26 protein-coding genes and 1 tRNA gene are annotated in these 24,144 nt (G+C 62.3%); 12 read left to right on the top strand and 15 right to left on the bottom strand.

Translation table 11 applies throughout. The features are described 5' to 3' along the window. Window positions 1-64 precede the first annotated feature (64 nt). Window positions 65-580, bottom strand: coding sequence for an outer membrane protein assembly factor BamE (locus tag PU133_RS14085; RefSeq protein WP_404862194.1), 516 nt, complete (start codon window positions 578-580; stop codon window positions 65-67). A 178-nt stretch (window positions 581-758) separates the two neighbouring features. On the opposite strand from PU133_RS14085, the gene PU133_RS14080 reads away from it, so the two are divergent. The 7 genes from PU133_RS14080 to PU133_RS14050 all read left to right on the top strand — a co-directional run bounded on the left by PU133_RS14080 (window position 759) and on the right by PU133_RS14050 (window position 5,388). Continuing rightward, on the top strand, window positions 759-1,325 hold the full coding sequence (locus tag PU133_RS14080) for a ubiquinol-cytochrome C chaperone family protein (RefSeq protein WP_404862193.1): 567 nt from the start codon (window positions 759-761) through the stop codon (window positions 1,323-1,325). Further along, window positions 1,322-1,876 carry a YceD family protein gene (locus PU133_RS14075; protein ID WP_404862192.1) on the top strand — a complete coding sequence of 185 codons (555 nt, stop codon included), beginning with the start codon at window positions 1,322-1,324 and terminating at the stop codon, window positions 1,874-1,876. The genes PU133_RS14080 and PU133_RS14075 overlap by 4 nt, the downstream gene beginning before the upstream one ends. 156 nt (window positions 1,877-2,032) lie before the next feature. Beyond that, a complete protein-coding gene (gene plsX / locus PU133_RS14070; RefSeq protein ID WP_126010720.1) occupies window positions 2,033-3,085 on the top strand; it encodes a phosphate acyltransferase PlsX in 1,053 nt (350 codons plus the stop codon). A gap of 34 nt (window positions 3,086-3,119) precedes the next feature. Continuing rightward, a complete protein-coding gene (locus PU133_RS14065) occupies window positions 3,120-4,091 on the top strand; it encodes a beta-ketoacyl-ACP synthase III (protein ID WP_404862191.1) in 972 nt (323 codons plus the stop codon). A 117-nt stretch (window positions 4,092-4,208) separates the two neighbouring features. Beyond that, window positions 4,209-4,544 (top strand): integration host factor subunit alpha, encoded by a 336-nt coding sequence (locus PU133_RS14060; RefSeq protein ID WP_126010718.1) that lies wholly within the window; start codon window positions 4,209-4,211, stop codon window positions 4,542-4,544. Window positions 4,545-4,675: 131 nt separating this feature from the next. Continuing rightward, window positions 4,676-5,197, top strand: coding sequence for a MerR family transcriptional regulator (locus PU133_RS14055; protein WP_404862190.1), 522 nt, complete (start codon window positions 4,676-4,678; stop codon window positions 5,195-5,197). A gap of 114 nt (window positions 5,198-5,311) precedes the next feature. Further along, window positions 5,312-5,388: transfer RNA gene (locus PU133_RS14050), tRNA-Pro, on the top strand. Window positions 5,389-5,402: 14 nt separating this feature from the next. Here the strand turns inward: PU133_RS14050 and PU133_RS14045 are convergent. Beyond that, the gene (locus PU133_RS14045; RefSeq protein ID WP_404862189.1) at window positions 5,403-5,717 is read right to left on the bottom strand and encodes an antibiotic biosynthesis monooxygenase family protein; all 315 of its coding nucleotides are present in this window, start codon (window positions 5,715-5,717) and stop codon (window positions 5,403-5,405) included. Window positions 5,718-5,917: 200 nt separating this feature from the next. Between PU133_RS14045 and PU133_RS14040 the strand changes: the two genes are divergently transcribed. Together PU133_RS14040 and PU133_RS14035 are read left to right on the top strand one after the other, a co-directional pair. Continuing rightward, window positions 5,918-6,961 carry an aldo/keto reductase gene (locus tag PU133_RS14040; protein WP_404862188.1) on the top strand — a complete coding sequence of 348 codons (1,044 nt, stop codon included), beginning with the start codon at window positions 5,918-5,920 and terminating at the stop codon, window positions 6,959-6,961. Window positions 6,962-6,977: 16 nt separating this feature from the next. Continuing rightward, on the top strand, window positions 6,978-8,006 hold the full coding sequence (locus PU133_RS14035; protein ID WP_404862187.1) for an AbrB family transcriptional regulator: 1,029 nt from the start codon (window positions 6,978-6,980) through the stop codon (window positions 8,004-8,006). Here PU133_RS14035 and PU133_RS14030 read toward each other — a convergent pair. The 4 genes from PU133_RS14030 to PU133_RS14015 form a co-directional block, all read right to left on the bottom strand. Beyond that, complete coding sequence (locus PU133_RS14030; protein ID WP_404864546.1) at window positions 7,948-9,156, bottom strand: O-antigen ligase family protein; 1,209 nt, start codon at window positions 9,154-9,156, stop codon at window positions 7,948-7,950. The two genes, PU133_RS14035 and PU133_RS14030, sit on opposite strands and share 59 nt — an antisense overlap. Window positions 9,157-9,236: 80 nt before the next feature. Next, window positions 9,237-10,796, bottom strand: coding sequence for an undecaprenyl-phosphate glucose phosphotransferase (locus tag PU133_RS14025; protein ID WP_404862186.1), 1,560 nt, complete (start codon window positions 10,794-10,796; stop codon window positions 9,237-9,239). Between the two features lie 47 nt (window positions 10,797-10,843). After that, window positions 10,844-12,025, bottom strand: a complete 1,182-nt coding sequence (locus PU133_RS14020) for a glycosyltransferase family 4 protein (RefSeq protein WP_404862185.1) — start codon at window positions 12,023-12,025, stop codon at window positions 10,844-10,846. A gap of 5 nt (window positions 12,026-12,030) precedes the next feature. Continuing rightward, on the bottom strand, window positions 12,031-12,603 hold the full coding sequence (locus PU133_RS14015; protein ID WP_126010711.1) for a polysaccharide biosynthesis/export family protein: 573 nt from the start codon (window positions 12,601-12,603) through the stop codon (window positions 12,031-12,033). A gap of 231 nt (window positions 12,604-12,834) precedes the next feature. On the opposite strand from PU133_RS14015, the gene PU133_RS14010 reads away from it, so the two are divergent. Beyond that, on the top strand, window positions 12,835-15,036 hold the full coding sequence (locus PU133_RS14010) for a GumC family protein (protein WP_404862184.1): 2,202 nt from the start codon (window positions 12,835-12,837) through the stop codon (window positions 15,034-15,036). A 28-nt stretch (window positions 15,037-15,064) separates the two neighbouring features. Here the strand turns inward: PU133_RS14010 and PU133_RS14005 are convergent, their stop codons facing one another. After that, complete coding sequence (locus PU133_RS14005; RefSeq protein ID WP_404862183.1) at window positions 15,065-16,267, bottom strand: GNAT family N-acetyltransferase; 1,203 nt, start codon at window positions 16,265-16,267, stop codon at window positions 15,065-15,067. A gap of 145 nt (window positions 16,268-16,412) precedes the next feature. Continuing rightward, the gene (locus PU133_RS14000) at window positions 16,413-16,640 is read right to left on the bottom strand and encodes a DUF2842 domain-containing protein (RefSeq protein ID WP_126010708.1); all 228 of its coding nucleotides are present in this window, start codon (window positions 16,638-16,640) and stop codon (window positions 16,413-16,415) included. 136 nt (window positions 16,641-16,776) lie between these two features. Between PU133_RS14000 and PU133_RS13995 the strand changes: the two genes are divergently transcribed. Then, complete coding sequence (locus tag PU133_RS13995) at window positions 16,777-17,898, top strand: COX15/CtaA family protein (protein ID WP_126010707.1); 1,122 nt, start codon at window positions 16,777-16,779, stop codon at window positions 17,896-17,898. 30 nt (window positions 17,899-17,928) lie between these two features. On the opposite strand, the gene argC is transcribed toward PU133_RS13995, so the two are convergent. From argC to PU133_RS13970, 5 genes are all read right to left on the bottom strand, one after another. After that, window positions 17,929-18,870 carry an N-acetyl-gamma-glutamyl-phosphate reductase gene (gene argC / locus PU133_RS13990; protein WP_126010706.1) on the bottom strand — a complete coding sequence of 314 codons (942 nt, stop codon included), beginning with the start codon at window positions 18,868-18,870 and terminating at the stop codon, window positions 17,929-17,931. A 78-nt stretch (window positions 18,871-18,948) separates the two neighbouring features. Further along, entirely contained in the window at window positions 18,949-19,905 is a 957-nt protein-coding gene (gene speB, locus PU133_RS13985) for an agmatinase (RefSeq protein ID WP_404862182.1), read from the bottom strand. Window positions 19,906-20,083: 178 nt separating this feature from the next. Beyond that, the gene (rpsI, locus tag PU133_RS13980; RefSeq protein WP_404862181.1) at window positions 20,084-20,572 is read right to left on the bottom strand and encodes a 30S ribosomal protein S9; all 489 of its coding nucleotides are present in this window, start codon (window positions 20,570-20,572) and stop codon (window positions 20,084-20,086) included. 2 nt (window positions 20,573-20,574) lie between these two features. Beyond that, the gene (gene rplM, locus PU133_RS13975; RefSeq protein ID WP_126010703.1) at window positions 20,575-21,039 is read right to left on the bottom strand and encodes a 50S ribosomal protein L13; all 465 of its coding nucleotides are present in this window, start codon (window positions 21,037-21,039) and stop codon (window positions 20,575-20,577) included. A 208-nt stretch (window positions 21,040-21,247) separates the two neighbouring features. Further along, on the bottom strand, window positions 21,248-21,697 hold the full coding sequence (locus tag PU133_RS13970) for a PaaI family thioesterase (RefSeq protein WP_126010702.1): 450 nt from the start codon (window positions 21,695-21,697) through the stop codon (window positions 21,248-21,250). A gap of 108 nt (window positions 21,698-21,805) precedes the next feature. On the opposite strand from PU133_RS13970, the gene PU133_RS13965 reads away from it, so the two are divergent. Beyond that, window positions 21,806-22,630: an enoyl-CoA hydratase gene (locus PU133_RS13965; protein WP_404862180.1), complete on the top strand. Its 825-nt coding sequence runs from the start codon at window positions 21,806-21,808 to the stop codon at window positions 22,628-22,630. Window positions 22,631-22,642: 12 nt separating this feature from the next. On the opposite strand, the gene PU133_RS13960 is transcribed toward PU133_RS13965, so the two are convergent. Both PU133_RS13960 and PU133_RS13955 read right to left on the bottom strand, forming a co-directional pair. After that, window positions 22,643-23,290 carry a 4-carboxy-4-hydroxy-2-oxoadipate aldolase/oxaloacetate decarboxylase gene (locus PU133_RS13960; protein WP_404862179.1) on the bottom strand — a complete coding sequence of 216 codons (648 nt, stop codon included), beginning with the start codon at window positions 23,288-23,290 and terminating at the stop codon, window positions 22,643-22,645. Beyond that, window positions 23,287-23,982 (bottom strand): fumarylacetoacetate hydrolase family protein, encoded by a 696-nt coding sequence (locus PU133_RS13955; protein WP_126010700.1) that lies wholly within the window; start codon window positions 23,980-23,982, stop codon window positions 23,287-23,289. Before PU133_RS13955 ends, PU133_RS13960 begins: the two co-directional genes overlap by 4 nt. Between the last annotated feature and the right edge of the window lie 162 nt (window positions 23,983-24,144).

Genomic DNA, 24,144 nt, shown 5'->3' with positions numbered 1-24,144 from the left:
GGCAAAGAAAAAGGCTCCGGGGTCGCCCTCGGAGCCTTTTTTGTATGTGAACTCAAGCGCGGCGTCAGTAGGGGTTGCCGTCGCTCGTCTGGCCGAACGGGTTCGGAACCGCGCCGCCGCCTTCGCCGGGTCCGGCAAGCAACTGGCCGAGGAAGGTGAGGTCGCGCCCGCCGGTCGGCGTCGTGCGCGAGATCAGGTCGAACACGCGACCATCCTGCAATGTGTAATTGGCGATCTGACGAACCATTCCTTCGGATGAGAAGTAAACGGCGAGCACGCGCTGATCGACGAGACGCGGCTTCATGAAGGCGACGGGACGGCTGCGCGTCTGCGAGATGTAATAGAAGACCTCGTCATTGTCGAAAGTCGCGGTCGTGGACGGCGTGCCGAGCGAAAGCAGAACCTGTTCGCGGCTGGAGCCGACCGGCACCAGAGCCAGCGTGTCCTCGTCGAGCACGTAGCCTTGCTTCAGAACTTCCGATGTCGAGCAACCCGAGACGACCATGGCGCCGGACAGTGCGACAACAGCCACACCGGCACGCAGGATCGTACCGCCATACTTGAAATACCGTCGCGTCAACGACATCTCCCTTCATGATCCTGTCACTGCAAGAATTGCCGGCGACAGTGTGCGGCGCAGTGTTGGCCACCGCAGCCCATTTGCTTTTCAGGCTCGCTTCGGTAAACCAGCCGCCGTTGAGTTGCAACATGCCCGAGGCGGGCACGGCTCCTTGAGAAACCGAGACCTGGGCGATTTGATGATTTTTTCGCTATTCGGCCGCAGAAAGACCAACCAGCGCGTCGTCGACGACACCTATGTGCATCTGACCGAAGCGGCACGTCAGCCGCTCTTCTATGAGCGCTTCGGCGTGCCCGACACAGTCATGGGCCGTTTCGAGATGGTGGCGATGCATATGGTGCTGTTCCTGCGTCGTGCCGGCCAGGCCGACGGGCCACTCCGCGCCTTTACCCAGGAGATGGTCGACACGTTCTTCCAGGACATCGACCATTCGATCCGTGAGATCGGCATCGGCGATACCGGCGTGCCGAAGCGCATGAAGAAATTTGCCAAGATGTTCTACGGCCGCGTCGAATCCTACAGTGTGGCGCTCAACGCGGGCGACCGGGTTGCCCTGTCGGAAGCATTGTCGCGCAATGTCCACCCGACGCTCCCATTTTCCCGCGATAGCGCCGAGGGACGGGGCATGCACGCACTGGCCGATCATCTGTTTGCGCTGGAGGCGCATCTCGCCGGTCAGCCTGATGGCTCGATCATGGATGGGCGCCTGTCCTTCGTCGTGCCGGAAGTGAGGGAGGCCGTATGAGAGACCCCGTTCAGCCATTTTCGTTCGCCGTCAAGGTCGGCCATGTTTCGGCCAACCCGATCACCGTCCACATGGAGGCGGATGAGCGCGAACGTGCTGCCCTGGCCAAGACATGGGGCGTTCTCTCCGTCAGCGCATTCTCCGCAGACTTTTCCGTGGTGCGCTGGAAGCGCGACGGCATCCGCCTGTTCGGCACGGTGCATGCCGTGCTGGAGCAGGCCTGCGTGGTGACGCTCGAGCCGATCGAGCAGACTATCGAGGAAGAGATCGAAGTGCTCTTCGTGCCGGAAGGGTCCAAGCTCGCCCGCAATGAAGCCGTCAACGGCGAGCTGATCATCGATGCCGATGCCCCCGATCTGCCGGAGGTGTTCGCCGGCGATACGATCGATGCCGGCGCAGTCGCCGCGGAATATGCCGCGATGTCGATCGACCAATATCCCCGGAAGCCAGGGGTCGGGTTCGTCGAACATATCGAAAGCGATGGCACAGAGCCTGACGCCAGACCGTCGCCATTCGCCGTGTTGAAGGGCTGGAAGGGCGACAGCCAGTGAGAATGGAAAGCGCCGCGGCAAAGCAAGCCACGGCCGCTCATTCTGGTGACACCGCTTCTTTTTCGCCTCTGTCGAGTTGTGTGACGGCGCAAAAACAGTATTTTCGGCCCCGCTCAGGAGCCGTTCGGCCCCCGAAAGCAGATTGGACGAGATAGCGTGATTACAGTTTCCCTCGATGCGATGGGCGGCGACGAAGGCCCTGCGGTGGTCATTCCGGGCGCTGCAAAGGCTCTCGAGCGCTATCCAGACGTGCGGTTCATCATCTACGGGATCGAATCGCAGTGCCTTCCGGTTCTGGAACGCTTTCCGAAATTGCAGGCGGCGAGCCGGTTCGAAGCTTGTGAGATCGCAGTTCGAATGGACGACAAGCCGAGCCAGGCGCTCCGCAAGGGCCGTTGGCGCTCCTCCATGTGGAAGGCGATCGAGGCGGTAAAAAGCGGAGAGGCCGATGTCTGCGTCTCGGCCGGCAACACCGGCGCTTTGATGGCGATGTCCAAATTCTGCCTGCGCACCATGGCCAACATCGAACGTCCCGCCATTGCGGCGATCTGGCCGACGCTCAAAGGCGAGAGCATCGTGCTCGATGTCGGCGCGACGGTCGGCGCGGATGCCCAGCAGCTGATCGATTTCTCCGTCATGGGTGCGGCCATGGCCCGCGCGCTCTTCGGCGTGAAGCGGCCGACTGTTGGCCTCCTCAACATCGGTGTTGAGGAAATCAAAGGCCAGGAAGAAGTGAAGGAGGCAGGCCGGCTCCTGCGCGAGGCCAAGTTCCTCGATCTCGACTATCACGGCTTCGTGGAAGGCGACGATCTCGGCAAGGGCATCGTCGATGTCGTGGTGACCGAAGGCTTTGCCGGCAACATCGCGCTGAAAACCGCTGAAGGCACGGCCCGCCAGATCGCGTCCTACCTGAAATCTGCCATGTCGCGCACATGGCGAGCCAAGATCGGCTACATGTTTGCGCGCGATGCTTTTCAGCGGCTGAAGGAGAAGATGGATCCGCGCCGCGGCAATGGCGGTGTGTTTCTCGGCCTCAACGGCATCGTGATCAAAAGCCATGGCGGTACCGACGTGGAAGGCTTCGCGGCTGCCGTCGAAGTCGGGCTCGACATGGCGCGCAACGATCTGCGCAAGAAGATCGAAGCGGATTTGAACCTCTATCACGCGCGCCGGGCGCCGGCGCTGGCACGGGCCGAAGCCGCGATTTGACGCGGCGTCCATCTCTGCCGGAACGGGAAATTTGATGATCAGAACAGTCGTCCGGGGCGTTGGTTGTGCATTGCCCAAGCGCATCATGCAGAACCGTGATTTCGAAAATGTGGTCGAGACCAGCGACGAGTGGATCGTCCAGCGCACCGGTATCCGCCAGCGTCACATCGCAGGCGAGGGCGAAACGACGGCATCGCTCGGCGAAGCGGCCGCACGGGCTGCGCTCGATAATGCTGGGCTGACACCCGACGACATCGACCTGATCATCCTGGCCACCTCCACGCCGGACAACACGTTCCCTGCCACGGCAGTCAACATCCAGGCACGCCTTGGCATGACGCATGGCGCAGCCTTCGACGTTCAGGCCGTCTGCACGGGCTTCGTCTATGCGCTCACGACAGCCGATCTCTACATCAAGGGAGGGATGGCACGACGCGCTCTCGTCATCGGCGCTGAAACCTTCTCGCGCCTGCTGGACTGGAACGATCGCACAACTTGCGTGCTCTTCGGCGATGGCGCCGGTGCGCTCGTGGTCGAGGCCGCGGAAGGCGAGGGGACGGTTGCCGATCGCGGCATTCTGACGACCCACCTGCGCTCCGACGGCTCCCACAAGGAAAAGCTCTATGTCGACGGTGGACCGTCCACCACCGGCACCGTCGGCCATCTGCGTATGGAAGGCCGCGAGGTCTTCAAACATGCAGTCGGCATGATCACCGATGTCATCGAGGCTTCCTACGAATCCACCGGCCTGTCCTCGGACGATCTCGACTGGTTCGTTCCCCATCAGGCCAATGTGCGTATCATCGACGCGTCGGCCAAGAAGCTCGGCATCGCGCCGGAGAAGGTCGTCATCACCGTCGATCGTCACGGCAACACGTCTGCCGCCTCCATCCCGCTGGCGCTCGCGACGGCTGCAGCCGATGGCCGCATCAAGAAGGGCGATCTCGTCCTGCTCGAGGCCATGGGCGGCGGCTTCACCTGGGGTGCCGTCCTCGTTCGCTGGTGATCGGCGCCCGCTCCGAAAGCATCAGGCGTGCTTCCTTGACGCGTCGCTCAAAGGCCAATAATCTCAATTCATTGGAACGTGTTTTGACATTCGTTTTCGACATTTCGGAACGGGATTATGAGCGGAAAAACGATTACCAGAGCTGACCTGGCCGAGTCCGTATTCCGCAAGGTGGGCCTTTCCAGAACCGAATCTGCCGCCTTGGTCGAGATGGTCATCGAAGAAGTCTGCAACGCCATCGTGCGGGGGGAGACCGTCAAGCTGTCGTCCTTCGCGACGTTCCAGGTTCGCGACAAGAACGAGCGCGTCGGTCGAAATCCCAAGACGGGCGAGGAAGTGCCGATCTCGCCGCGCCGCGTCATGACCTTCAAGGCTTCGAACGTACTGAAGCAGCGCGTGTTGAAGACCCACCGCGTCCGCCAGACCGGACAGAAGATCGCTTCCACCGCCTGACCGGCCAAGGTCGCTCCACCGAATTCTGTGCACCACATGCGCCTGGGGCTTGAAATAAGTCCGGCAAGCGATTGAAATGCATGCCATTAGGCCCCCTCGATGTGGTGCCCCTCGTTGCGACGGAGGTTGGCATGGAAAAAAGTCCAGACGCGTTTCGCACGATCAGCGAGGTCGCAGACGACCTCGATCTGCCCCAGCACGTCCTGCGGTTCTGGGAAACCCGGTTCACCCAGATCAAGCCGATGAAGCGCGGTGGCGGGCGGCGCTATTATCGGCCCGACGATATCGAGCTTCTCAAGGGCATCCGCCATCTGCTCTACGATCAAGGCTACACCATCAAGGGCGTGCAGAAGCTTTTGAAGCAGAACGGCCCGAAATTCGTCATCGCTGTCGGCAATGGCGATGTCGCGTCGATGGAGGCGCTGACCGCCGAAGCCGCAACCAATGCGCCGAGCATCGAGGTTGCCGAGCCGGATCAGGTCATCGGCCGCCCCAAAGTGCCGACCGGTCGCCGATTCTTCGGCTTCGGCGGCGAGGGCGACAAGGCTGCAGTGACCGACAGCGCTGCGCTGTCGAAGGAAAACAAGGCGCTGCTGCAGGAGGCGCTGTACGATCTCTTGGAATGCAAACGACTTTTGGACCAGGTTCGGTAAGCCATCGGCCCAGCGGCGCGCCGCCCCATGAAATTGCGCTTGGAATTGCGCTGGGGCGGGCTTGCCTTGATCGCGGTGAACGACTAGACAGTCCGAGCCTTCACGAAGGCAGGTCGGAGCGTAGCGCAGCCCGGTAGCGCACTTGACTGGGGGTCAAGGGGTCGTGGGTTCGAATCCCGCCGCTCCGACCATTCTCCCCCCAATTTCATGCCCCCTCAACGATCGTAAAACCCTCGAACTGCGGCGGGCCGAGATACTCGGCTTTCGTATCGCCGGCATTGCGATGTGCCTGGCGGAACGCGTCCGACTTCGTCCAGTCCTTGAACGCCGCTTCCGAAGCCCAGATCGTGTGCGAGGCGAAAAGCGTGTAGCCCTCATCCTCATGGACAGGCCCGCGCAGGAGATGAAACTCCTTGAAGCCCGGCACGTCGGCGAGCGACGAACTGCGGTTCTTCCAGATATCCTCGAACGCCGTTTCCGACCCGGACTTTACCTTGAAGCGGTTCATGGCAATGAACATGCGATCTCCTGTTCCAGTAGGCACGGCATGGAACATGGCGCTGCCGGGCCGCTGGATCAACCGCACTCACGCGGCAACCGGCGCAAGGAATGAGTGCCTCCGCCACCCAAGGGGTTGAAAAAGCGGTGGCGGCTGGTCAAGAAGAGAACTGCCGGTGGCGGCCGCCGCATGGCTTTTCACGACAAGCATGAGGATGCGCGATGATCTACCGCAAGCTCGGTCGCACCGATATTGACGTCAGTGCCATCTGTCTCGGCTCGATGACCTGGGGCACGCAAAACAGCGAGGCTGAGGCACACGAGCAGCTCGATTACGCGGTGGAGCAGGGCGTCAATTTCATCGACACCGCGGAGATGTACCCAACGAACCCCATGTCGAAGGAGACGATGGGCGACACCGAGCGCTTCATCGGCAGCTGGCTCGCGCGCTCCGGCCGCCGCTCGGATGTGGTGATCGCCTCGAAGATTACCGGGCCGGGCAGGGACTATGTGCGCGGTGGTCGCAAGATCGATCGCGCCGGCATTCTGGAGGCCGTGGACGAGAGCCTGAAGCGCCTGCAGACGGATTACATCGATCTCTATCAGCTCCATTGGCCAAATCGTGGCTCCTATCATTTCCGCCAGTCCTGGAGCTTCGATCCCTCGAAGCAGGACAGGCAGCAGGCGCAGGATGACATCACCGAAGCACTGCATGCGCTGGACGAGGTGGTGAAGGCTGGCAAAGTGCGCCATGTCGGGCTGTCGAACGAAAGCACATGGGGCACGGCGCAGTATCTGAAGATTGCAGAAGCGGGCGGCCTGCCGCGCGTGCAGTCGATCCAGAACGAATACAGCCTGATGCAGCGCATCTTCGATCTCGATCTTGGCGAGCTTGCCCATCACGACAATGTCGGCCTGCTTGCCTATTCGCCGCTCGCCGCGGGCCTTCTCACAGGCAAATACCAGGGTGACGTGACGCCAGCCGGCACACGCCGCGCGGCAACGCCGGATCTCGGTGGCCGCATTGGCGAAATTTCGTTTGCCGTCGTCGAGGAATATCTCGCGGTTGCGCGCAAGCACGGGCTCGATCCATCCCAGATGGCGCTCGCCTTCTGTCTAACCCGGCCCTTCATGACGTCCGTGATCATCGGCGCGACGACGATGACACAGCTGCGCACCAACATCGCCTCCGTCGATGTGACGCTCGGCGACGATGTGCTGGACGACATTCAGGCCGTGTATCGGCGCTACCCGGTGCCGATGTGAGCCACACTTGGTGACCATGCGGCAGATCAGCGACACGGCGATCATCCTCGCGATCGCCGCTGTCGGAGCGGCCATCGCCTCGCTGATCGGCTTCCCGGCGCCGTTCCTGACCGGCCCGGCTGCGGCGGTATCGCTCGCGGGCGTTGCAGGGGCCAAGCTCAACCTGCCGATGCCGCTCGTCAATTTCGCGCTCATCATGATCGGCATGAGCATCGGGACTGGTGTGACCCCGGAGGTCATCGACACCGCGCGCCAGTGGCCGGCGAGTTTCATCGTGCTGGCACTCAGCCTCGTCGTCATCATGATCGCAACGAGCCGCTACCTCATGCGGGCGCACGGCTACGATCGAAACACGGCGCTGCTGTCGGCGGCGCCCGGCCATTTGTCCTATGTCCTGTCGCTGTCGTCCGACCTCGATGCTGATATCCGCAAGGTCAGCATCGTCCAGTCGATCCGCGTCTTGGCGATCACGCTCATCATCCCGGTCGCGATCACCGCGATGGGCGGCAGCACCGATCTGCCCAGCACCGCGCTGGCGACAATGGAGCCGCTCGCGATTGCATTGATCTTCGTCGCGTCGTTGGCTGCAGGCATGCTGTTCAAGAAGCTGCAGGTTCCGGCGGCGCTTCTCATCGGCGGCATGGTGATTTCGACCTTCACCCATCTCACCGGCATCGTGTCCGGCGTCATGCCGAATTGGCTTCAGATGCCGGCCTTCCTGGTGATGGGGGCCATGATCGGGTCGCGCTTCTCAGGCGTGACACCACAGATGCTGAAGAGCTCGGTCACGGCAGGTTTCGCCATCACCGTGCTGGCGACGGCGCTCGCCGGAGCTTTTGCGGCCATCATCGCGATCTCGCTCGGCCTGCCGATGACGCAGGTGCTGATCGCCTTCGTGCCGGGCGGGGTGGAGGCGATGGTGGCGATGGCGGTTCTGCTCGACGCGGATCCGGCCTTCGTGGCCGCCCATCACGTCATGCGGCTCTTTATCTTGACCGCGCTGGTGCCGCTGCTGCTCGGGCGCCAGAAGAAGCCGCAGACCTGACGCGTTCGCGCTGATACCGCGCTTCCAGCGCAAAGCATCCCCAGAGAATACCAAGCAGCAGATAGAAATGGCGCCAGTGATCCGTGTCGATCACGGTGCCGATGAGGATGTGCCCGAAGAAGACGATGTAGGTCGTCAGCAAAAAGGGCTGCCACGGCCGGTCGCGCAGCAGGTAACGGAAGCCGAGTGTCAGCGTCCAAATCATCAGGCCGAGATAGGTGACGAAGCCGAGCCAGCCGTAGTCCATCAGCGCCTTCAGCCAGATGTTGTGTGTGTCTTCGCCGTAGATCGTGCCGAAGACAACGGCACCGACGCCGAGCGGCTTCTCCATGGCCAGGATGAAGCCGATCTTGTGACGTTCGAAACGGCCAAAGCGCGCGCCGTCGTAGTCCTGCACGAGCTGGGCGCGCACCGTGAAGAGATCCGACACCGCATCGAACTGCAGCGCCACAGCCAGCGCGCCGATCATCGCGAGGACCGCGCAGAGCGCCAGCGTGAAGATACGAAGCCGGAACTTGGCGCTCTGCGAGCTGATCAGCATGGCAAAGACCATGATCACGATGCTGACCGCGTAGAGCCCCCAGGCGGCACGCGAGAAGGACAGGAAGATCGCAAAGGTCAAAATGAGGAGGGCACCGAGTTTCAGCGGTGCGGCCGTGATCTTGCCGGTCAGCAGGCTATGAATGAGATAGAGCGCCGGTAGCACGAGATAGGGGCCGAAGACGTTAGGGTCCTGAAAGGCGCCGCGCGCGCGATCGTAGAGCGTGAACATCTCGCCGCCGGGAATCGCGCCGAAGTAGCCGAGAATGCCGAGCATGGCGGTTGCCAACGCGCCAAAGACATAGGCGAGAAAAATCAGGTTCAGTCGACGGTGGTCGGCCTCGATGATGACGGCAAAGAAGATCGAGGTCAGCGCCAAGAAAAGCGACACCGCCATGTAAAGCGGCCCGCCGTCCAGATTGGCCATCTGGGTCAGCGCAATCAGCCCGCCGACATTGAAGAGGATCAGCAGCCCGATCAGCGGCATAATCGCGCGCGACAGGGATATGCCGAAGACGGCCCAGAGCCCGATCAGGCCGACCATGAAAAGTTCGTAGGGCGCCGGCTCGTTGATGACGAAGCCGGAGAGGAACACGCCGAACGCCACCATCGCCGCACCGACGATCCGGAACGACTGAGAGACCGGCGCAGAAGCCGGCCTGAACGTCTCATGGGCATGGCCGACGAGGCTCAATAGGCGTTCTCCGTATTGAGCAGGCGCAGCGGTGTCAGGACCAGGATCTTGAGGTCGAGGAAGAGCGACCAGTTCTCGATGTAGTAGAGATCGTAGGCCGTCCGCTGCTTGATCTTCTCGTCGCTGTCGATCTCTCCGCGCCAGCCATTGATCTGCGCCCAGCCCGTCACGCCTGGCTTCACGCGATGACGGGCGAAGTAGCCATCGACCACTTCGACGAAGAGCCGGTCGCGCGTCTGCGCCATCACGGCGTGGGGGCGAGGGCCGACGAGCGAGAGGTTGCCTTTGAGCACATTGAAGAGCTGCGGCAGTTCGTCGATCGACGTGCGGCGGATAAAGCGGCCGACAGGCGTCACGCGCGGATCGTTCTTGGTAACCGCGAGCAAGGCGGTCGGGTCGCTCATCTCCGTGTACATCGACCGGAACTTGAAGACCTCGACTTCCTCGTTGTTGAAGCCATGGCGCTTCTGCTTGAAGAGAACCGGACCCTTCGATGTCGTTTTCACCGCGATCGCGGCTCCAAGCATCACCGGCCAGAGAACCAGGAGCGCACCCAGCGAGAAGCAGATGTCGAAGATGCGCTTGGCAACCGAATCCCAATCGCGGATCGGTCGATCGAAGATATCCAGCATCGGCACGTCGCCGACATAGGAATAGGAACGCGGCCGGAAGCGGAGCTTGTTGGTGTGGGCGGCCAGTCGGATATCGAGCGGCAGCACCCACAGCCGCTTCAACAGCTGCAGAACGCGTGCCTCCGCCGTGATCGGCAGCGCAATGATCAGCATGTCGATGCGCGCGCGGCGGGCGAAATCCACGAGGTCCGTGGTGTTTCCCAACTTCGGATAGCCGGCGACCATGCTTGGCGAACGGGCCTCGTCGCGATCGTCGAACAGGCCGCAGATGCGGATATCGTTGTTCGGCTGCTGCTCGATCTGGCGGATGAGGGTCTTGGCGGTCTCTCCGCCGCCGACGATGACGGCGCGCCGTTCCATCGTCCCGTCGCGTGCCCAGCGCTTGATGGCGAAGGCGGTGAACTGGCGGCTGACGAAGAGGAACGCGCAGCCGAAGAGGAACCAGCCCGCGATCCAGAGGCGCGAGAATTCCTCGCCGATTTTGAGAAAAAAGGCAGCCACCGCCATGATCGCGATCGTCGCGCACCAGGCGATCAAAGCGCGCTTGAGCGTTCGCATCGGCGTTCTAAGCGCCGGAACCTGATAGGCGTCAGCCGCCTGGATGAGGAAAACGGCAAGCAGGGAGCCGATGAGGATGGATGTCGGGTAGCTGATCGCAAAGGCTTCCTGCGGCAGCACGTAGATCAGATAGATGCCCATGGCGCCCAGAAAGAGCCCGGCGAATTCGAACAGGCGCAGGAGCCCGACGATCATGCGCGGCGAATAGCTTTCTTCGCGCAGCTGCGAAGCGATCTGGTCAGCCAGCCGCCGCGTTTCCTCAGATGCGCTTGCCCCAGGCGCTGCTGTCGGCCCGGTTTCGCTGCTGGCGAGCTGCTCGCGAAGCGCCTGCGGGTCGAACAGCGGGGCACGTTTCTCGTTCTTCATGAGCGCGCGGACCTCTTCATCGATCCACAACGCCTATCAGGAAGGAGCTAAGAAAGGCTTGATGGGAAGCGTTTGAGGCCCCGTGCCTTCGCCTCGGCAAGCGCTGCTCCATAGGCGGACATGACGCCGTCGGCCATGGTTTCAACCGAGAAGCGTTGCGCGAATTGTGCCCGATCGGGCATGGCCGCGTTGAGGCTCGAAGGGTCCAGAATGGCCCCCGACATTGCCGCTGCAAGCGAGGGGGCGCTGCCTGGCTCGACCAAGGCGGCGCTGTCTATGTCCAGGATTTCGGGAATACCGCCGACGCGGGTGGCGATGACCGGCTTTCCACCGGCAACCGCTTCCAGCACGATATAGGGCATTGCTTCCGCTCGTGACGGCACGACCACCGTCCGCGCCATCGCGAACGCCTCGCGCGACGGCATGGCGGGGCGCATGGTGACTCGGTCTGCCAAACCGAGTGTTTGGAGTGTCGATTGATAGCGCGGCTTGTCGTCGCCGTCGCCAACCATCAGGGCCGAAAGCGATCGCCCCGATAGGCGCTCCGCCTCAACGAAGGCGTCGATGAAGACATCCGGGCCCTTCAGGTCCCGCATCATGCCGATATAGAGGAAGTCGACTGCGGGCGCGCTCAACCCAACGGGCTCGAACTCGGCGGGGCGCAGGCCGTTATAGACCGTTTGGGAAGCGGTGCGCGGCGGTCCGATCTTTCGCCCGTAGACGTTGCCCTCGTAGTCGCAGACGAAGACGAGCCGATCCGTCATGCGTTCCAGGAAGCGCTCGATCGCGAAGAACACGCGGCCCTTGGTCGAGCCGGGGTCGTAATGCAGGCTTCCGCCATGCGGGGAATAGAAACGGGCTACGCAATATCCAGATGCCCGTAGGAACGTGCCGGCGAGCCGGGCATAGGCGCCACCTTTGGCGCCATGCCCATGCAACACATCCGGCCGCAATGCCTTGATTTCTCTGTAGCTCTTCATCCCGGCGCTGAGATCGCTGGGGCTGATGGACCGCTGCATCGGCAGCCGGGTCAGACCCAGCGCCAGATGCGGACGAATGCTTTCGAACAGCGCGTCTTCGTAAGCGCCGCCTGTTGAACTGTCGCAGACGATGCCGACGGCATGTCCCTGTTGGCTATGGCGTTCCGCCAGATCGCGCACATGGCGGAAAATCCCGCCGACGGGCGATCGAAAGCAGTGAATGATGCGCAGCGGTCCTTGATTGGACATCTGGCTCAGAACAGCCGCTCGCGGACGTAGATCGTGTCACCGGCAACGATGGGATCGGAAATCGGTACGCGGCCGGTGATGACCTCGCCGTTGATCTTGCGGGTAACGTCGGCATCGTTCTGATTGGCGCGAGACGTGAAGCCACCGGCAATCGCAATGGCGTTCTGCACGGTCATGCCGGGCACGTAGGAATACTGGCCGGCAGCACCCACTTCGCCCATGATGAAGAAGGCGCGGTACTGGTCGACTTCGACCGTGACGTCCGGATCGCGCAGATAGCCTTCGCGCAGCTTTGCAGCGATGGCGCCTTCCAGTTCCTGCACCGAGCGGCCGCGCGCCGGTACCGAGCCGATCAGCGGAAAGGCGACGTAGCCGGCCTGGTCGATGGAATAGGTGCCTGTCAGGCTCGCCTGCTCGAAGACGGTGATGCGCAGCCGGTCACCCGCATCCAACTGGTAAGGCTGGATGGTTGCGGCGCTGAATCCCTCCGGTGCCGGCCGGTAACCGGAGCATCCGCCAAGCAGCAGCGAAGCGGCAAGAGTGAGAAGCAGCGCCCGTGGGCGAGAAATCGCGATCATGAGTATCCGTCCGTGCGCGTTCGACGCGGCCGATCAAGGCTCCTCCTCTTATCGAACTGTTAGGGTTAATGGCCGGTAAAGAGGCGCTGAAAGAAGATGTATCCAAGCATTCACGCGGATCGTCGACGAAATTAACGGTTGAGTTACCATGATTATTTACGGTCGCCCTTGAAGCATTCCGCGCGTGCGCCGCTGCGCCCAGTATTCGCGGAGATCCTGAAGGAGCCCAGAATGTCCGGCAATCTATCGTCACGCGGGGATGTCGATATCGATTTGGCCGGTCTGGCCGCCGCGCTCTGGGCGCGCAAGTTCGCCATTGCGGCAAGTGTGCTCATCGTTGGCGCGCTGACCTATTTCACCACCAGTTCCATGGCGCCGCTCTATCGCAGCGAAGCCCGCATCCTCATCGAAGAGCGCGGTTCGGCCCTGTCGCGGACGGGTGAGGGCGGTCAGACGCGGGATCTCGTGCTCGACGAGCAGGCCATCGCGAGCCAGGTCGAAGTTATCCGATCCTCCGACCTTCTGCGCGAGGTGATCACCGAGCTCGATCTTGGCAGCCGCGCGGAATTCGATCCGGCAGGCCAGCCATCGATGATCGGCGACCTCCTCGTGCTGCTCGGCATCGGCAGCGATCCGATCGATGCCAGTGCGCAGCAGCGCGTGCTTGAAGCGGTTCGGGAAAATCTGCAGGTTTACCAGGTGCAGAATTCGCGCGTGATCGCGATCGAGTTCTCTTCGCAGGACCCCGAACTGGCAGCGGCTGTCGCCAACGGTCTCGCAGGCGCTTATCTGCAGGTGCAGAGCGGCGCCAAGCTTGATTCCAATGCCGATGCTGCCGCCTGGCTCGAGCCGGAAATCGCGGAACTCCGTGGCCGCGTACGCGATGCGGAAGCCAAGGTCGCAGCCTTCAGGGCAGACAATGGTCTCCTGCTCGTGACCGAGAACAACACGCTCGTGACGCGGCAACTGTCGGACCTGACGACCGAGCTCTCACAGGTCCGCGCGCAGCGCGCCGATGCCGAGGCGCGTGCCGCCAATGTTCGCTCTGCACTCGAATCAGGCCAGTCGGCCGATGCCGTCAGCAGCGTCGTCGACTCGCCACTGCTGCAGCGCCTGCGTGAGCGGCAGTCGGAAATCGAAGGCCAGATTTCGGACCTCTCGATCACGCTTCTCGACAACCACCCGCGCATCCGCAGCCTGCGTTCGCAGCTTTCGGGCATCGGGACGCAGCTGAACGAGGAAGTGCGCAAGGCGCTCGCCAACCTGGAAGCCAATGCCGCCGTTGCCCGGTTGCGCGAAGCGGAACTGGCAGAGCAGCTCGACGTCTTGAAGCAGAGCTCGGCGCAAGCCGGCACCGACGAAGTCGAATTGCGCGCACTCGAGCGCGAAGCGCGTGCCGAGCGCGATCTCTTGGAAACCTATCTCGCCCGTTTCCGTGAGACGGTCTCGCGCGGCGATGCCAACGCGCTGCCGGCCGATGCCCGCATCATCTCCCGTGCTGGCGTAGCGAGCGAGCCCTATTTCCCGAAGGTGATCCCGGCCGTCATTGTCGCGATGCTGGCTACGGCACTCATCCACATGATCATCATCCTGCTGATCGAGCTCTTCTCCGGCCGGGCGCTTCGCGAACGGGTTGTCGTGGATGAGATGCGTGAGGAAACGACACCGCTGGAACCCAGCCGCATCGCGACGACGGGGACGGCGACAGCGAGCCTTGCCCACCAGCCCCTGACGGCATCCACTCAAGCTGTACCGGTCGCAGCGCCTGCACATCCGGCGGAGCCGCTGACACAGCCGGCACCTACGATCGCCAAGGCTGGCGCCCTCCCGGTGGCCGAGGACGAAGAGGACTTTTCGGTCGATGGCGTTGCGGCCGCCCTGATCTCCAAGCGCGTCCAGGTCGTCGCCGGCATTTCCCCGGAAGGCGATGCAGCGACGCTCGGCGCCGTTCTTCTGGCGCGCGCCGTCTCCGATCGCGGCCATCGCGTCCTGACGATCGACATGACCGGCGCCGGCCTGCCGGGAGCAACCATGGCAGGGGCGGGCCTTCCTGGCATTACCGACCTTCTCTGCGGATCGGTCTCGATCGCCGAGTCGATCCACGCCGACTACGCCTCATCTGCCGATATCATCCCGCTTGGAACGGCCGATCCGGAGACCGCCATGCGCGGCGCATCCCGGATCGCCATGATCATCGAAGCCCTGTCGGATGCCTACGACACGATCATCGTCGAGTGCGGCAGCACAGAGATCACGGCTGTCCAAAAGATGCTCGCAGACCGGCCGATCACTGTCGTGATGTCGGTGGTGGACCCGGACGCCCCGATCATCGCTGAGGAATTCGAAGCGCTGGTCGAAGCAGGATATGACGACGCGCTGATCATGCTGGTCGACGAGGACGGCCCCCAGTCGACCCGCAGCAACGCGGCCTGAAGGCACCGAATGCCTTCAGTCTGTTCGTTCAGGATATCCGGCGCTGGATGGCCCGGGCGATCTTGTCGAGCCGCGGATTGGCCTTGATCGCCTGCTTGGTCGAGGCGATGGCACGCAGCGTCGCGCCAACGGCACGACCCTTCATCGTCAGCGGCAGGTAGCAATCGTACTGCGTCGTGATCTGATCGCACCAAGACCGCTTGTAGGCCTCGTCGCCGATGCCGAAATCGAACATCATCTGGCCGTTGGCGCAAGCATCTTCGATCAGCCGGTAGAACAGGAACTCACCGATGCTGAGCTCGCTCGCCATGTCTTCATCGATCGAGCCGAACTGGCAGATGAGATGTCCGTTCTTGCGCGTCACGCCTGAAATCGCGCCGTAGCGTCCATCGGTGAGTTGCACGGCCGAGAGCCGCAACAAGGGTACGTTCTCTTCGGTCTTCGTGACGACCAAACGGCGGAAGAAATCCTGCACGTCCGGCTTGGCGAACACGTCAAGCTTGCCTTGCTTGTCGAAGCGGGCAGCCTTCTGGACGAAAAACGCCTCAAGTAAGCGAAGCGCCGTTTCGGGATCGTCGCCATGCATGATCTCGTAGCCGCCCAGTTCCTCCAGCGTGCGCTCACCAAGCCGGTGCTTCTTGCGCCGCTTCTTGCCATTGATGCGCGACAGCGCCTTGTCGAAGCCGCCGTCGAGCGTCATCTGGAACGCCTGGTTGTTGCTGACGACGCGGTCGAGCGGCATCAAGGGGTTGGCTACCCCGCGCCAGCGCTCCGGCGTGCGATAGAGCGCCAGCAGATCGAGCTTGAGCCCGGCCTCCGAGAGCGCAGCCGAAAGAAGCGGCGGCGAAAACTGCATGTTGTCGGGTGAAAAAAGGCCGAAATTCAAATTGCTGTAGGATGTGCCGATATAGCGGCCGACCTTCGCGCCGCCCTGGCTGATGATTTCGAGCGGCAGCATGATCCGCCCGCCGCCGGTGAAATGAAGGAGCACGACGACCGGTTCGGTACCCGTTGCTTCCAGCCAGTTGCGGCACCAGTCGTAGCTTAGATGGACGGAGGTGAAGAACTGCGTCTCGAGCGAACGCCACTGCCGTTCGGCCGCTTCGATGCTGGCGAAGATTTCCACGCGTTTGACCGTCTGGGCATCACCTTGAGCCGGAACATGCGACGTCACTCCCGCGATCAGCGGTGCGTCCGTCGGTTCGCCGGTTGTCTTACGGGCAACTTCCATGGGTACGATCCTCGTCATCAAACGACCTCGTCACGATGCGCGCGAGGATGGGGGATCGTCCTGAACAAAGCGTTGTCTGGACAACAGTCGAAGCGGTTAGAACCTCTCGAACACCCGACTAAGTCCTCCTATGCTTTCGCCGCCGTTAATCCAAAAGGTCGGATTTTTCTTTTGGAGGGCGTTCCATCCAGCTGATGAGCAGCATGGCCGGCACGACCCAAAGAACGCCGGTGAAGAGGAAATAGAGAAGATGCACCCACCAGGGTGACTCCGCCAGGCGATAGGTCGCGATGGTCGTGGCGACAAGCGCATAGATGATGACCAGTGCGACGATGGCGAAGGCGCCGATGAATTTCTTGAGGCGGACGGGCATGGTGGTCTCCTTGATCTTCCACATAGCCGGTCGGACGCTTCAGGCAAAGCGGCGCGACGCCATGCCGCAAAGCTCTTCGCCTTGAATTGGAAGGCAGGGTGGGGCAAATGCCATGGCAATCTGCAAGGACAGTGCAATGACCGTACTCGATGCCGTCTCACCCGCTTCCAGCCCATCCGAAATCGCCGCCCAGGCCCGACGCGGCGAACTGGAGACAAACCGCCGGATGCTTCGGCTCTGGCTTGGCATTGTCATGCTCGCGATTTTCGCGCTCGTGGTTGTCGGCGGCGCGACGCGGCTGACCGATTCTGGGCTCTCCATCACCGAATGGAAGCCGATCCACGGCGTCATCCCACCGCTGAGTGCGGAAGAATGGCAGGAGGAATTCGACCTCTACCGTCAGATCCCGCAGTACCAGGAAGTGAACCGGGGGATGAGCCTCGACGAGTTCAAGGTCATCTTCTGGTGGGAATGGGCCCACCGTTTCCTCGCCCGCGCCGTCGGCGTGCTTTTCGCCGTGCCTCTCGTCTTCTTCTGGGCCACCGGACGGATCGAGCCGCGACTGCGGCTGCCGCTCGTCGGTCTTTTCTTCCTCGGCGGCCTCCAAGGCTTCGTCGGTTGGTGGATGGTCGCGTCCGGCCTGACGGAGCGCGTCGATGTCAGCCAGTACCGTCTCGCAGTCCACCTGACGCTCGCCTGCATCATCTTCGCCAGCATCATGTGGGTGTCGCGGGGCCTCGCGCCGCACTCGACCGACGCCCCACCGACCGAGCGCTCCCATCTGGCCGCCGGCGGTCTTGCTCTCTTCGTCCTTTTCCAGATCTATCTGGGCGCGCTTGTCGCCGGGTTGAACGCCGGATTCGCGTTCAACACCTGGCCGCTCATCGACGGCGCCTTCATTCCCGCCGGTTTGTTCGTGATGGATCCGGCTTGGCTGAACCTCTTTGAAAACGTCAAGACGGTGCAGTTTGTCCACCGGATGACGGCCTACGCCCTATGGTTCGCCGCGCTGGCCCACATGGTCGTAGCGCTGCGCCATGGTGCAGGCAGCACCCATGCCAATCGTGCCATGGTGCTGTTCTTCCTCGTCACCATGCAGGCGCTGATCGGCATCATCACCCTGGTCATGGTCGTGCCGCTCAATTGGGCGCTCCTGCACCAGGCCTTCGCCGTCGTCGTCCTCGGCTTCGCAGTGGCCCACTGGCGCGCCTTTTATGGATCCTACGCGCCCACGGGGCGGCTCGCCGCCGCCGGTTGATCGATCATCCAAATGAGGTGCTAGCGCCTGTCAGTCGACAGGCGTGATTCCGAGCATCAAGTCCATGTTCTGAACTGCGGCGCCGGAAGCGCCTTTGCCGAGATTGTCCAGAACGGCCACCACATTGACGTGCTCGCCGCCTTCCGACCCGAACACGTAGATATTCATCGTGTCCTTGCCGTTGAGCGACGTCGGATCGAGGCGCTGGATCGCCATGCTCTCGTCGAGATCGACGACCGCAACAATATTCTGCCCGCGATAATGCTCGGCCAGGGCCTCATGCACGCTGCGCAGCGAAGGTGAACCATCGAGATCGGCGAGATGCAGTGGCACCTGCACGGCCATGCCCTGCGCAAACCGCCCGACGGATGGCGAAAAGAGAGGCGTACGCTGCAGGCCGCTGCGGATCTTCATCTCGGGCACATGCTTGTGCGCCAGCGTCAGCCCGTAGAGGAAGTGCGGGGCGCCGAGATAGTCTGGACGGCTCTCGTCCTCCATCTGGGCGATCAACTGCTTGCCACCGCCCGTATAGCCGGAAACGGCGTTGATGCTGACAGGGTAATCGGCAGGCAGCAGCGCCGCGTCGACCAGCGGCTTCAGGATGCCGATGGCGCCGGTCGAGTAGCAGCCAGGATTGGACACGAACCGCGCGGACGCGATCTGTTCGGGGCGTTCGGGGTCGGATTCGGCGAAGCCATAGACCCAGTCCGGATCGACCCGGTGGGCGGTGCTCGTGTCGATGATGCGCGTCGTGGACGAAACGCCGAGCATCGACACCGCCTCCTTCGCACCGTCGTCGGGCAGGCAGAGTATCGCGATATCGGCTTCTCGCAGGAACTCCTCGCGCAGTGCGGTGTTGCGGCGCTCTTCCTCGGGAATGGAGATGATCTCGATATCGGTGCGCTCCGCCAGGCGGGACCGGATCTGGAGACCAGTCGTGCCATGCTCGCCGTCGATGAAGATCTTCGCCATGTCCGTCATCCCGTTTGCGAGCAAATCCAGCCGCTTGAACGCAAGACCGGATTCACCCTGTGAGCGCGTTGAATCGAACTATGAACGCTCGATCGCGCGCCGTTCAGCCATGAGGCCGAGCGTATACATGGCGACACTGGCACCGGCAATGGCGGTGACATCCGCGTGATCGTAGGGTGGGGACACTTCGACGACGTCACCGCCGCGGATATCGAGGCGCCGCAACTGCCGGAGGATCGAAAGCATCTTTGCCGTCGACGGGCCGCCTGCAACGGGCGTTCCAGTGCCGGGAGCGTAAGCCGGATCGAGGCAGTCGATGTCGAATGTGAGGTAGGCTGGGCGGTTGCCGACGCGCGCGAGGATCCGAGAGGCGACGTCGCCCGTGCGCATCTCCTCCAGCTCGTGTCCGTAGATGATCTGAATGCCGAAATCTTCGGGCGCATGTGTACGGATGCCGATCTGGATCGACGTGTCCGGATCGACAAGCCCCTCACGCACGGCGCGTGCGACGAAGGATCCGTGGTCGATGCGCTTTCCGTCATCGTCCCAAGTGTCCTGATGTGCATCGAACTGGACCAGGGAAAGCGGGCCGTGACGGGCGACATGCGCCTTCAAGAGGGGCCATGTCACGAAGTGATCGCCGCCCAGCGTGAAGAGAAACGCTCCGGTATCGAGGATGCGGCCGGCTTCAGCTTCGATCCGATCCGGCGTTTCTTGGTGATTGCCGTAATCGAGCAGGCAATCGCCGTAGTCGACGACCGAAAACTCGGCGAACAGATCCCGTTCGAATGGATATTGCGGGTCGTTGTCGAAGATGGCGGAGGCGCGGCGGATCGCCTGCGGGCCGAAGCGCGCACCCGGCCGATTGGAAACGGCAGCATCGAACGGGATGCCCCAGACCACCGCATCAGCGCCGGCGACGTCCTTGCGGTAGGGCCTGCGCATGAAGGAGAGGGCGCCGGCATAGGTCGGGTCGGACGCGGCCCCGGTCAATTCGCTGGCATTGAAGGCGTGATCGATCGACTTCGATGGCATGGGCTCTGATCCTTTTCGGATGGATGGCAGCAGCCTGGAACCAGCGCTGCGATATCGAAAATTGGTAAGGCAGCCATAAGATGGGACGAGAGAAGCTGGTTGGGAAGGCCGATGCTGCATCGCAACGAAAAAAGGCGGAGCCGAAGCCCCGCCTTTTGATCTGGCAGCCGTCCGAAGCTTAGCGCTTGGAGAACTGGAACGAACGACGGGCCTTCGCCTTGCCGTACTTCTTACGCTCGACGACGCGGCTGTCGCGCGTCAGGAAGCCGCCCTTCTTGAGGACGCCGCGCAGTTCCGGCTCGTAATAGGTCAGAGCCTTGGAGATGCCGTGACGAACGGCGCCAGCCTGGCCGGAAAGACCGCCACCGGCGACCGTTGCGACGATGTCGAACTGGCCGGTGCGTGCGGCAGCGACGATCGGCTGCTGCAGAACCATCTGCAGAACCGGACGTGCGAAGTACTTTTCGAACTCGCGGCCGTTGATGGTGATCTTGCCGGAGCCTGGCTTGACCCAAACGCGCGCGACAGCGTCTTTACGCTTGCCGGTTGCGTAGGAACGGCCCTGTGCATCGACCTTGCGGACATGCGCCGGCTGAGAAGCCTGGGCGGAGCCGGCGGTCACGCCGGTTGCCTGGCCGAGGTCCTGGAGGGAATTCAGTTCAGCCATGATCAGGCAGTCCTCTTGTTCTTGGTGTTCAGCACGCCGATGTCGATCGTCTCGGGCTGCTGGGCTTCATGCGGATGGTTCGAACCGGCATAGACGCGCAGGTTCTTCATCTGGCGACGGCCGAGCGGGCCGCGCGGGATCATGCGCTCGATTGCCTTTTCGAGGATGCGCTCCGGGAAGCGGCCTTCGAAAATCTGGCGCGCGGTGCGCTCCTTGATGCCGCCGGGATAGCCGGTGTGCCAGTAGTACTTCTTGTCGGTGTACTTCTTGCCCGTCAGCACGGCCTTTTCAGCGTTGATGATGATGACGTTGTCACCATCGTCGACATGCGGGGTGTAGGAAGGCTTGTGCTTGCCGCGCAGGCGGGTGGCGACGAGGGTGGCGAGACGGCCGACAACGAGTCCTTCGGCGTCGATCAGCACCCACTTCTTCTCCACCTCTGCAGGCTTCTGCGAGAAGGTTTTCATGGATATCACTCTTTCGTTCGGGTCCCGAACCATGCGTGCACGGCAAGGGCGCTTCTTGTTGCTTGTCTTGGCATGGCCAAGTGCTGCCCGCATGGATCCATGCGTGGCTGCGAGCGGTGTATAACCCAACGGCCCGACACGCGCAATCGCAGTGAACACAGGCGTCGTAAAATTAGTCCAGCAATAACAGTGTCTTAAGTATGTGGTATTATTTTACCGCAGTTTCTGTCTGCGGTGGGATCGAATAGGTGGCCGATGCCTGCGCCACGATGGTCCCTTCTTTGTCCACGATGATCACGTCGACGACCGCCAGCCGCTTGCCGAGCTTGAGCAACCGGCAGCGTGAATAGAGCGGCACGCCGTCGGCCGGCCTGCGCAGGAAATTGATGGTAAGATTGGTGGTGACGGCGAGCGCGACCGGCCCGATATGGGCAAGAATGACGACATAAGCGCCGAGATCGGCAAGCGCGAACAGCGTCGGACCGGACACGGTGCCTCCCGGCCGCAGATGGCGACGATCGGGCATCAGCCGCAACACGGCGGCACCCGGTTCTATCTCGGTTACCGCATAGAACGGTCCGCCCTCGTTGATCTGCGGAAATTCCTGCGCCAGAAAGGCCTCCAGCGCGTCGATGGTCATGACCGGCTTCACGGCAATCCTTTGGTCTCGATCTTGAGCGCGCAGTTGAAAGCGCTGGTCCGGCCCCGTCAAGTCGTGCCAGAAATCGCCTGAAGCAGGGAATGAAAGCAAAGGAGCCGGCAGAGCATGGCCGACATCGTTTCGATGAAGCAGAAGCAGGACACGGACGCGTTGGTCGTCGCCCAGAAGTACGACGGCATCCTGCGGCTGTCGCTCAACAATCCGCCGGCGAATGCCCTGTCCGTTGCGCTTATGGAAGCGCTTCTGAGCAACCTGGAAGAGGCGCGTGACGACGCGGAGACGCGCGTCATCATCATTGCCTCGCTCGCAAAGGTGTTTTCCGCCGGCCACGACCTGAAGGAATTGCAGCGGCATCGCTCCGAAGACGACCGTGGCCGCGCATTCTTCGACAAGACCATGCGGCTCTGTGCGAAACTGATGCAGACGATCGTGGCGCTGTCGAAGCCCGTGATCGCCGAAATCGACGGGATCGCTACGGCGGCCGGCTGTCAGCTCGTCGCCTCTTGCGACCTCGCGATCTGCACCGACACCTCCGGCTTCGCGACGCCAGGCGTCAATATCGGCCTTTTCTGCTCGACGCCGATGGTCGCGCTGTCGCGCGCCACGCACCGCAAGCAGGCCATGGAAATGCTGCTGACCGGCGAGACGATCGATGCCTCCACCGCCAAGGAATTCGGCATCGTCAACCGGATCGTGCCGAAGGAATATCTGCGCCAGGTGGTCGACAAATACGCAGCTGTCATCGCGTCGAAATCGCCGCTGACGGTGAAGATCGGCAAGGAGGCGTTCTATCGCCAGGCGGAAATGAGCCTTGAAGACGCCTATGATTACACGGCGCGCGTGATGGTCGAGAACATGATGGCGCGCGACGCGGAAGAGGGCATTTCCGCCTTCATCGACAAGCGCAAGCCGGAATGGAAGGGAGAATAGGCCAGAGTCGCTCTACCGGTCCCTGAGACCGAGCAGATCCATCGTTGTCTGCCCGGCCCGCAAAGCGGCACGCAAGGCGTCCTCTTTCTGCTCGCGTTCATGGGCTGCTTCGATGGCCTCTTCAATCCTCGCATGGGGAACGATGACGACGCCGTCTTCGTCGCCGACGACGACGTCGCCGCGATGGATGGTTGTTTTCCCAAGCGTGATCGGTGCGCCGAGCGGCGATGTCCGGAGCTTGTCGGTGCCTTCGATGCACAAGCCCCGGGCAAAGACCGGGAATCCCATGGCCCGCAGTGTTGTCGCGTCACGGACGCAGCCATCGATGACGAGGCCGGCGATCCCGCGCGCCAGACAGGCTTCGGCGAGAACATCGCCGAACGGTCCGTCGCTCATCAATGCTTCGTGGTCGACGACGAGAATTTCGCCGGGAGCCGCGGCTTCGATGGCCTTGTGGATCATCAGATTGTCGCCAGCGGGGCAGAAGACCGGAAAAGCCGGCCCGCAAAGCCGGATATCCCGATCGATCGGTTTGATCGCGGCGGGCAGGGCGCCGATCCTGCCCATCGCTTCATGCAGAGTGGCGGACGAAAAGGATGCCAGGGCAGCAAGCTGCGCCGGATCCACCGTTGCCGGTCCTTCGTCCGCCCTGTCGCTCACTTGACCGGGTCGCCGATCTTGACGGTCAACGGCTCGAGCCCGTCGATCGTGCCGACGAGTTCATCGCCCGTCTTGACCGGTCCGACGCCGTGCGGTGTGCCGGTGAGGATGATGTCGCCCGCCTTCAGCTCGTAGAACTCCGACAGTTTCGAGATGATCTCGGGCAGCGACCAGATGAGCAGGCTCACATCCGAATCCTGGCGGGTTTCGCCATTGACGGTGAGCTTGATGTTGCCCTTCTCGATGTGCCCGGACTTCTCGACCGGCGTGATCGGCCCGCACGGGCAGGACTCGTCGAACGACTTGGCAATTTCCCAGGGGCGACCGCCGCCCTGGATGTCGCGACGCGTCATGTCGATGCCGACGCCGTAGCCGTAGACATGGTCGAGCGCCTGGTCCTCGGGAATGTTGTAGCCGCCCGATTTCAGCGCCATCACAAGTTCCAACTCGTAATGGAAGTCCTTCGTCATCGTAGCGTAAGCGATGGTGGAGCCGGACTGCACGATGGAATCCGTCGGCTTCTGGAAGAAGATCGGCGGGTCGCGATCCGCGCTGCCGCCCATTTCTTCTACATGCGCCACATAGTTGCGACCGACGCAGTAGATCCGGCGTACCGGGAAGCGCTCGTCCTTGCCGACCACCGGCAGGGATGCCGCTTTCGGCCGCTCGATGACAAAGCCTTCATGACCCATGATGTTCTCCTCCTCAGGGTGCCGGCGCGACAGACGCCGATCGCGAAATCGATGAAAGACGGTTTAACGCAAAAAAATAGATATTTGACAACAAAAAAATGAAAAGTATGGTTTGAGGCGTGGCGGCGCCACAGGTCCGATTGGGAGTTCGGGCCGAATTCA

It is taken from the genome of Georhizobium sp. MAB10, assembly GCF_045012825.1.
Taxonomy (GTDB): Bacteria; Pseudomonadota; Alphaproteobacteria; order Rhizobiales; family Rhizobiaceae; genus Georhizobium; species Georhizobium profundi.
This window is presented reverse-complemented; position numbering and strand designations above follow the sequence as displayed.